This is a genomic window from Microvirga massiliensis (assembly GCF_001006805.1).
Classification (GTDB): domain Bacteria; phylum Pseudomonadota; class Alphaproteobacteria; order Rhizobiales; family Beijerinckiaceae; genus Microvirga; species Microvirga massiliensis.
The window spans coordinates 83,809-92,202 of the sequence record NZ_LN811360.1 but is presented as its reverse complement, the minus strand read 5'-3'; the positions used below and the strand labels follow the sequence as shown (position 1 = coordinate 92,202).

General features: G+C 62.6%; 10 protein-coding genes and 1 pseudogene. 9 read left to right on the top strand and 2 right to left on the bottom strand.

Annotated elements, in window-relative coordinates:
• Nucleotides 1–1,102: hypothetical protein (locus tag BN1233_RS48575; protein WP_046867026.1), on the bottom strand; the 1,102-nt coding region annotated here is incomplete at its 3' end.
• Nucleotides 1,103–1,402: 300 nt separating this feature from the next.
• Between BN1233_RS48575 and BN1233_RS28420 the strand changes: the two genes are divergently transcribed.
• Both BN1233_RS28420 and BN1233_RS28415 read left to right on the top strand, forming a co-directional pair.
• Nucleotides 1,403–1,636, top strand: a complete 234-nt coding sequence (locus tag BN1233_RS28420; protein WP_197094643.1) for an AbrB/MazE/SpoVT family DNA-binding domain-containing protein — start codon at nucleotides 1,403–1,405, stop codon at nucleotides 1,634–1,636.
• A complete protein-coding gene (locus BN1233_RS28415) occupies nucleotides 1,633–2,034 on the top strand; it encodes a type II toxin-antitoxin system death-on-curing family toxin (protein WP_046867025.1) in 402 nt (133 codons plus the stop codon). Before BN1233_RS28420 ends, BN1233_RS28415 begins: the two co-directional genes overlap by 4 nt.
• Nucleotides 2,035–2,307: 273 nt before the next feature.
• On the opposite strand, the gene BN1233_RS28410 is transcribed toward BN1233_RS28415, so the two are convergent.
• A complete protein-coding gene (locus BN1233_RS28410) occupies nucleotides 2,308–2,985 on the bottom strand; it encodes a transglutaminase-like cysteine peptidase (protein ID WP_046867024.1) in 678 nt (225 codons plus the stop codon).
• A gap of 376 nt (nucleotides 2,986–3,361) precedes the next feature.
• Between BN1233_RS28410 and BN1233_RS28405 the strand changes: the two genes are divergently transcribed.
• From BN1233_RS28405 to BN1233_RS28380, 7 genes and pseudogenes are all read left to right on the top strand, one after another.
• Nucleotides 3,362–3,580, top strand: coding sequence for a hypothetical protein (locus BN1233_RS28405; RefSeq protein WP_046867023.1), 219 nt, complete (start codon nucleotides 3,362–3,364; stop codon nucleotides 3,578–3,580).
• 367 nt (nucleotides 3,581–3,947) lie between these two features.
• Nucleotides 3,948–4,271: a DUF6894 family protein gene (locus BN1233_RS28400; protein WP_046867022.1), complete on the top strand. Its 324-nt coding sequence runs from the start codon at nucleotides 3,948–3,950 to the stop codon at nucleotides 4,269–4,271.
• A gap of 326 nt (nucleotides 4,272–4,597) precedes the next feature.
• Nucleotides 4,598–6,571, top strand: coding sequence for a PAS domain S-box protein (locus BN1233_RS43395; RefSeq protein WP_052763965.1), 1,974 nt, complete (start codon nucleotides 4,598–4,600; stop codon nucleotides 6,569–6,571).
• Nucleotides 6,561–7,175: a response regulator FixJ gene (gene fixJ / locus BN1233_RS28390; protein WP_046867021.1), complete on the top strand. Its 615-nt coding sequence runs from the start codon at nucleotides 6,561–6,563 to the stop codon at nucleotides 7,173–7,175. Before BN1233_RS43395 ends, fixJ begins: the two co-directional genes overlap by 11 nt.
• A gap of 303 nt (nucleotides 7,176–7,478) precedes the next feature.
• Nucleotides 7,479–7,787: an NAD-binding protein gene (locus tag BN1233_RS43390; RefSeq protein WP_048710048.1), complete on the top strand. Its 309-nt coding sequence runs from the start codon at nucleotides 7,479–7,481 to the stop codon at nucleotides 7,785–7,787.
• 4 nt (nucleotides 7,788–7,791) lie between these two features.
• A complete protein-coding gene (locus tag BN1233_RS43385) occupies nucleotides 7,792–7,977 on the top strand; it encodes a hypothetical protein (protein ID WP_048710045.1) in 186 nt (61 codons plus the stop codon).
• 274 nt (nucleotides 7,978–8,251) lie between these two features.
• A pseudogene (locus tag BN1233_RS28380) lies at nucleotides 8,252–8,394 on the top strand (NYN domain-containing protein); the annotation flags it as partial.

Genomic DNA, 8,394 nt, shown 5'->3' with positions numbered 1-8,394 from the left:
CGTTTAGCGCCATCTCGGGTTCGGTCACACGAGCGGCATGGTCGATCCAAGCGGAGGCCCGAGGAGCGAACTCGATCACGTTGGTGAGCTGCGTCGCCGGAGGTTCGGCCGTGGCAGCTTGGTCAGCCTCGGTCGCAGCAGGAGCAATAGGTTCTACGACTGGCGAGCCGACACTTTGCTGCGGGGTGGCTTCATCGGACCGTGGAGCGATCTGGGTCAACTCCTCCGCGTACAGCGAGAGATACCCGTAATCGATCTCTTCCGTCTCACCCGAGACGGGCTGCTCTACATGCGCTTCCTGCGGGAGAGCCGCCTCCTCGGCTTCCTCGGTCTCGTCGGGCGTCCGGACATCCTCTCGAACGGGTGCTTCGGCGATCGCCACGGATTCACTGCCCTCGACAACCTCGTCGCTTGGAGATGTCTGGGGTGCGACCACCGCCGGCGGGGGCAATTCCGCTCGGGCTTGCCGGGCAAAGCTGACCTGGCTTGCCGCGAGGCCGTTCAGCCAGGTGAGCGCGGAGAAACTGCTATTGATGGTGAAGGCGGGGGAGACAGAAATCGGCTGAGTCTCGTTGCGCATAAAATCGATCGGTTCTGCCTCTGGTTCGAGGCGGGATTCCTCGGTGTCGGGCGTAACGTCCGGTTCAGGGCAAGCAGCAAATTCCTCGTCATCCTGTGGCAGTGTTTCGCAGTCTTCCTGCGGCAGGGCGGCGTGAGAGGTCGCTTCCTGCCGAGCGGGGATCGAGTCTTCCAGGGAATCGTGGTCTTCGGGCGCGAATGTCGAGCGCAGGGTCGCGATCTGTCTCCTGACGGCCGATTCGAGGTCCGGCCGCGGCCGTTGCTCATCGGCTGGGGAGATGCGGGATTCAGGCAGTGCGGGGTGGGCCGGAGGCCGCCTGGGCGGCGACGGCTCGGGTTCCGGAATGCCATTGCGGGCGCGAATGACGCGATCGGGTGTCCGGGTTGCGATGACGCCGTCGCCGAGCACGAAGGCCTGGCGCCATGGCGGCTCACGTGCCGGATCGAAATGGGAGTTGGACCCGGACTCTGCGACGGCGCTGCGAAAGGGAACGCCCGTGTGGCTCTCCGGAGAGCCGTGCACTTCGCTCTCGACAGAGCCAGGGAACGGGCAAAACGGCGAATGGCGATCTGGGTGCATGGTCGCTAACGAGCAGGAGGAACCCAGGCCAGCGAATGCTGACCACTCGTTAACGTTTGTGCCGCCTCAAGGTAAATGGACGGTTAGGGATGGCCGACGGCACCCGCGACAGGGCAGCAGCAGAGCCGGGCGTTACCGAGGAGTGGCCGTCGGCGAACGTTTCGTGTCCAGGTGCCTGCCACGGTTGCGGGAGCGCTCAGGGATCGCTACCGTTATAACAACTGTCATAACGGAGAGGGTCCCATGGCACCCGTGATCAAGCTCAAGCTGACGCAAGTGGGAAACTCCGTCGGGACGACTTTCTCGAAAGAGGTCCTGGCGCGTCTGAAGGTCGATAAGGGCGATACGCTCTACTTGACCGAGAGCCCTGATGGCTACCGCTTGACCCCGTATGATCCGGAGTTCGAGGAGCAGATGAAGGCCGCGCGCCGCATCATGCGGAGGCGCCGCAATGCTCTCCGTGAGCTTGCGAAGTGAGCCAGCCTGACTGGATCGCTAAGGCCGTCGTCCTTGCGCTTCATGACGAGCAGATCGCCGAGCACGGCGGGTTGTCCGGAATCAGGGACGAGGGCCTGCTGGAATCTGCCTTGGCGCGCCCGCAAAACCTGTGGGGCTATGGTACACCCGATATCGTTGATCTCGCGGCTGCCTACGGCTTCGGCATCGCCCGGAACCATCCCTTTGCCGATGGTAACAAGCGAACATCTCTTGTCGTGACAGAACTCTTTCTAGAGCTGAATGGTTGGGAATTGACCGCGGCCGATGCCGACATAGTCCACGTTTGGATGGAATTGGCCGACAGCCAAAGCGACATCACCGAAGCAAAGTTTGCGGAGTGGCTTCGAGCGCATGCTGAAGGTCATCAGCCGGTGTGAACAAAAGAACGGGCCGCGTCCGATCTTGTGATCGTATCCGCAGCCCGCTCAATCCCTATTCGCCGCGCTGCCCCTAGCCACGGCGGTTCCCCGATTATGAGTTCGTGTTACGCAAAACTTGTTGTGAACTGATGCGTGTTTAGATCGGGCGACCGCTGCGGGCCAACTCAGGGCATTCCGCAGACCCCGTCCGGAAAATTACGTAAGCCGGGCCTTTTGCACCGCGCTCTCTATGCCGATCGCGCAGCGCAGGACAATGAGTGTGGCCGCCGTCTAGCGAGTGGCCGTGATGACCACGGGAACGTCCTCGCCCTTGAAGCTCACCCAGCCAGCCTGATCGGAGCTCTCCCGCTTGATGTAATAGTAGCCGGTCTGCTGCCAGGGCAGGACGGCATTGCGCTTGTTGTCGAGGACGAAGTCGCCGCGATCGGTGCGCGCCATCAGGACGGCGTGCCCCTCGCCGAGTTCGTCGATGACGACGGTCATCCGCAGGGCGCGATGGGGCAGACCCGCTTCGGTGAGGAGCTTGCGCTTGAGAAGCTGAATGTCCTCGCAGTCGCCGCGCCCGTCGGCGGGATAGTCCCAGCGGTCGACCACGCCCCAATGATCGAAGTCAGTGACCGCCTCGATGGTCTGGTTCACCCGCGTGTTGACCTCGAGGATCGTGGTCCAGACCTGCGGGCTCAAGGTGATCGTCGAGGCTTCGGACGGATCGATGCCGCATTCGCTGGGCAGCCGGTGGCAGAACTCTTCCCAGGCGACGGTCGGCCTGGCGGGGTCGCTCGTAACCGCCGCCAAAGTGATGGGCGGCAGGGAAGCCCGGGTCTCCGCGAGGCCGGGATTGGAGCCGATAAGGCCGACACCGGCAATTGCGGCCGCGAGAATTTTCTTTGTAAATTCCCCGCAATTCGCGAACGAGATGAAACCCCGCAAAAAATCGCCCCACGGCATTTTGGCCTCGTATCTTTTGTTTTTGTAATGGCAACAGCTTGGCAGCTGAAAAACCCTCGTGCAAGCAAGCTCTGGCTTGGGAATCGAATATGCACGGCCGGTGTTGAAAACAAGTGACACTTTTTCACTAAGGATTTTCCCGTATCGTAGTCCCCGCAGAGTAGGACCGCACCAAGTCCCTGAAACGGGCGAAGGCACTCAGTCCTGGTCCTGGACGGATGACGATACGCGCGGCTCCGGAATCTGCGCCGACCTCTGGCGAGGCCCGATTCGTCTGTGGGAAATCTTGAGCCGGTGACCTGACCCGCTTGGAGGCTATCAACGCCTGCCGCTAAACTCGTGGCGTCGATCTGTCATAAAATGCCGGAAATTGATCGTGGCGAGTGATCCGGAAAAGTCCGTGCGGGAGCAGCGGCAGCGAATTGCCGCCGAGGGCTTGCCGAAGTTGTCCGAGGAAGCCCTGCGATCGGCCAGACGACGCGGCGCGCGCTCCCAGCAGGCTCCAGTGCTGCTGCCGCGGAAGGTCGAGGCAAACAGCCTCGTCCTCTCCGAGGAGGCTCGCCGGCTCTATTTCGAAAAGAGCAATCCGGACTGACCGAGGCGACAGTGCTCGGAGCATCGCTCCTGCGGAACTGGCACGGGTGTCAGACCGCAGACGGGCATAACGTATGCCCTGGCGATCAGCACTTGGGCTTGCGCGAGAACGAGGCAGGCGTGCTCACGCCAGGCCCGACCTCCGGAAAGTCCCTGAGTTGCAATAGGTAATGGCCCGGATTGTGCCCACGCCTTAATCCGTCCAGATCTGCCGCGCTTTTTGCAGTGAATTGAAGGCGTTACGGATAAATTGAGGCGTTTCGGAGTTGGGCCTTCAGGGTGCATCGCGACAACAAGAAAACGATGCGGACCCACCGCGATTCCAGACGTCATTGGGGTTGGCAGTGAGAAATAGTAAGGTTGGATCGATGACGCGCGACAGCGAGGCGCGCCTCCAGGATCTCTTCGATACAGTCGAGAGCGGCGCCACCGACCGACTGCTGACCCAACGCTACTACTTCAATCTGACCGATGGCGACGAGGTGATCCTCGATGGATTCGGCTTCGATGCCCCGGATATCAATGCGGCTCGTCTTCACGCCCACGAGATCATTGCCGATTTGCGCCGGGAGGATCCGACCCTGTCGGGCGAATGGGCGGGGTGGCGAGTCGAGATCGTCAACACCTCGGGCTGGACCGTCGATGTCCTCGGCGTCGATCCGTCCGCGCAGGCGAGCCCGTTCCGGCACTAGGAAATTTTGCTGAATTTACCGCGTTTTTCGAAACCGCCCATTCTGAGCGGGTGCTGCGATCAAAAATTGTGGACGCCCTCCCCTCGTGCTCTATGTGCAGGGGACATGATTTGCGTCGCCCTCCGAGCTCAAGTACGGGCCGAAACCGATGGGAAGAGACTGCCAGGCGCGGCCATGCCGTGCCGGGAAATGTCATTTCCTCGTGAGGGTGGCGAGTCGTCCGCCAGAATCGTGCGAGGCGCGGCAAGCTATCTTGGCTTGGGCCTACGGGATGATGGGACGACGCCGGGCCTGAACCTGCCGCGACGAATGACCTAGGCGGAGCCATGGCAGATTCATCGGCGTCGCAACGGCCCCCACACAGGCCGATCGAGCGTTCGAACGAGGTGAGGATCCATCCCTCCCGAGCGATCGAGGCGATCCAGAATTACGCAGTCGTGCTGCTGGATCTCGAGGGCCACATCCTGTCCTGGAACAGAGGCGCGACGCATGTCTATGGCTGGAGTGCCGACGAGGTTCGGGGCCAATATTTCGGCATCCTGTATTCCCCCGAGGATCGGGAGGACGACGCTCCGGAGAAGGATCTGCATGCCGCCCGGGAGAGCGGCCATGTGACCAGCCGGGGCCGGCGCACGAAAAAGGACGGTTCCTTCTTCGCGGCCAATCTGTCGCTCGACCGGGTCGACGACGAGGACGGGACGCCGACGGGGTTCGTCCTCACGACCCGGGACTTCTCGCGCTTTCTCGCGGTCGAGGAGGAGCGCCGGCAGGCCGAAGAGGCGCTGCGCACGAGCGAGGAGCGATATCGCGCCCTGGTGGATACTGGCGCCGAGGTGATCTGGCGAGCGCTGCCGGACGGCAGCCCCGTCGAGGGATGGGGCTGGGAGGAGTTCTGCGGGCAAGCACCGGACGATCGGAAGGATGACGGTTGGCTGGAGGCCGTCCACCGCGAAGATCGCGAGCGAGCTCGCGTTGAATGGGAATTGACCATCGCCTCGGGGCGCCCCGGGTCATTCGAATACCGGGTTCTCCATAAGAGCGGCGGCTACCGGTGGGTTCTCGTCAGGACTGTACCGTTGCGGGGCCCCGACGGCACGGTCCGGGAATGGGTCGGCTCGATCACCGACGTCCATGAGCAAAAGACCGCCGAAGAGAAGTTGGCGCGGGAGCAAGCCCATCTCCGCTCCGTTCTGGAGACCGTTCCCGATGCGATGATCGTGATGAACGACAGGGGGCTGATCCAGTCGTTCAGCGCCACGGCCGAACGGATGTTCGGCTACCGGGCCGAGGAGGTGATCGGCTCGAATGTGAAGTTCCTAATGCCGCAGCCCTATCGGGAGCAACACGACGGCTATCTGCAGCGCTATCACGAGACGGGCGAGCGCCGGATCATCGGTTTGGGCCGGATCGTGGCCGCCCAGCGAAAGGATGGCTCGACCTTCCCGATGGAACTCCAGGTCGGCGAGATGAACTCCGGCGGAGAGCGTTTCTACACAGGCTTCATCCGCGACCTGACCGAGCGGCAGCAGACGGAGACCCGGCTGCAGGAGCTGCAGGCCGAGTTGTTCCACATGTCGCGGTTCACGGCGCTCGGCGAGATGGCGTCGACGCTTGCGCATGAGATCAACCAGCCCCTGACGGCGATCACGAGTTTCCTGAAGGGCTCACGCCGGATGCTCGATCAGCTCCGGGGGGACGACACTGACGTGCAGCGGATCGAGATGATCCGGGAGGCCGTCAACGAGGCGGCGGAGCAGGCGCTTCGGGCCGGTCAGGTCATCCGGCACCTGCGGGAATTCGTGACCCGCGGCGAGAGCGATCGTCAGATCGAGAGCATCCAGAGGCTGATCGAGGAAGCTAGTGCGCTGGCCCTGGTCGGGGCCAAGGAGCGCGGCATCCGGGTCGAGTTCAATTTCGCCACGCAGGCCCCGAAGGTGATCGTGGATCGGATCCAGATCCAGCAGGTTCTCCTCAACCTGATCCGCAACGCGATCGAGGCCATGCACGATGTCAGCCGGCGTGAGCTCGTGATCCGAACCCGAGTGCTTGCCGACCAGGATTGCGTCGCGGTGAGCGTCCAGGACTCAGGGCCCGGCATCGCTCCGGAAGTCCTGTGCCGGCTTTTCCAACCCTTCACGACGACGAAGACGAGCGGAATGGGCGTCGGACTGTCGATCTGCCGAACTATCGTGGAAGCACACGGCGGCAAGATCTGGGCTGACTCGAAGCTCGGCGAGGGCACGACCTTTCACTTCACGCTTGGGCTTGTCGAGCACGAGGATCTTGTCAATGGACACTGAGCCCATCGTTCACGTGATCGACGATGACGTTGCGGTCCGCAAGGCGTTGTCGTTCCTGTTGGTCTCTGCGGAGTTCCACGTGCGCGTTCATGCCTCTGCCGTCGATTTTCTCGACTTCGTTGCGGACATCGAAGTGGGGTGCATTGTCACCGACGTGCGGATGCCCGGGATGGATGGCATCGAGTTCATGGGGCGCCTCAGGGAGCGGGGCTTCAGGACACCGGTCGTGGTGATGACGGGCCATGCCGACGTGCCGCTGGCCGTCGAGGCGATGAAAGCCGGTGCGGTCGATTTTCTGGAAAAGCCGTTCAGCGACGATCGCTTCCTGGAGGTGGTTCAGTCGGCCATTCGCGCCTCACAGGACAGACCTACAGAGAGCGAAGAAGTTCGCGCAGCGAAGGCGCTCATCGAATCGCTGTCCGAGCGCGAGAGCCAGGTCCTTCAGGGACTGGTCGACGGTAAGGCCAACAAAGTGATTGCGCACGATCTGGAGCTCAGCCCACGCACGGTGGAGATCTATCGGGCCAATGTGATGAACAAGCTGAAAGCAAAAAGCCTTTCCGAGGTCATTCGCATGGCGCTGCTCGTGCAGAACCGTGGATGAAGGCGCAGATGTCTGGGCCGCTATGGCGAGGGGCTTTCTGCGCCTGTGAGACCTTTGAAGATCTGAAGCCGAGCACAGGGGAGATGCCGAGACCTGCTGCTCGCCCGGCTTGATCTCTGGATTGGGGAACGGCCTCCGTCGGGCCGGCGTTGGGTCTGCGGTCCTGATGTTCACTGGAGGTGTCCATGAGCCCTTGCCCCGCTCGCGATCATCGCCAATCCGTTCGTCTTCACCCTCGCGACGCTGGTGGCCGGGCGCGTGGCGGGCCTGGAACCGTTCAAACTCTGGCGAGAGCGTCAGGAGATGATCCCGCCGTCTGAGTCCGTGAGCCTGTCGGGTCATGCGATTCTTGTTGGCCATGGGCGCATCGGGCAGATCGCTGCAACCGCGTTGCGGCACCACGGCCTGAGCTATGTGGTCGTGGAGGCGGACCGCAGGCTGGCTGAGGCGCTGAGGGCAGGCGGAACGGCTGTCATCTACGGCGACGCGACACGGGAGGAGGTCCTGGAGGCGGCGCAGCCGTTGCGCGCGCCTCATCGTCGTGGCGCTACCGGATGCGTTTCAGGCCCGGCGGGTGCTCGAAGTCGAGCGGAGGCTGCATCCAAGGATTGAGACCGTGGTGCGGACTCATACCGACGACGAGGCGATCCATCTGCCCGAGACGGCGGGCGTGGGGCTTGCCTTGACGGGCGAGCGGGAGATCGCAATCAGCATCTCGCACTTTGCGCTGCAACAATTGGGCATCGAAGCTGTCGACGCGCACGCGACCACCGAGCGATTGCGGGCCAGAGATGATGGTTGAGCGTGTCTCGGTTCCGGCGGGCGATCAGATCCCTATGCACACCATCGTCTCACCGCACCAGAGGCCGGTTCGGATAAACATGGCTCCTTGGCTTAGCGCCATCGGCCTCTGCCAGCGAATGTGTCAGCGCTCACCGCCGAGAGCCTAACCAATTCGCCTCACGGCAGGATGACGAGTGGCCGCTCGCTTGCGATTCGGACATGCGATGCCACTCGCGCGTCGAGGATGGATCGGACTACAATGCCCTGAGATCTACCCGGAGAGACCAGATTCAATGGCTATAGAGGCTCGCTCCGCCCGTCTTGCTGTCCTCATCGATGCGGATAACGCCTCGGCGAAAATCGCAGGCAGGCTTTTTGAAGAGATCGCGAAGATCGGGGAGGCGAGCGTGCGCCGCATCTACGGTGATTTTTCGGG

Coding starts and splice junctions, on each gene's coding strand:
- BN1233_RS28420 (WP_197094643.1), top strand. CDS start 1,403: ATGGCACCCGTGATCAAGCTCAAGCTGACGCAAGTGGGAAACTCCGTC.
- BN1233_RS28410 (WP_046867024.1), bottom strand. CDS start 2,985: ATGCCGTGGGGCGATTTTTTGCGGGGTTTCATCTCGTTCGCGAATTGC.
- BN1233_RS28400 (WP_046867022.1), top strand. CDS start 3,948: ATGACGCGCGACAGCGAGGCGCGCCTCCAGGATCTCTTCGATACAGTC.
- BN1233_RS43395 (WP_052763965.1), top strand. CDS start 4,598: ATGGCAGATTCATCGGCGTCGCAACGGCCCCCACACAGGCCGATCGAG.
- fixJ (WP_046867021.1), top strand. CDS start 6,561: ATGGACACTGAGCCCATCGTTCACGTGATCGACGATGACGTTGCGGTC.
- BN1233_RS43390 (WP_048710048.1), top strand. CDS start 7,479: ATGATCCCGCCGTCTGAGTCCGTGAGCCTGTCGGGTCATGCGATTCTT.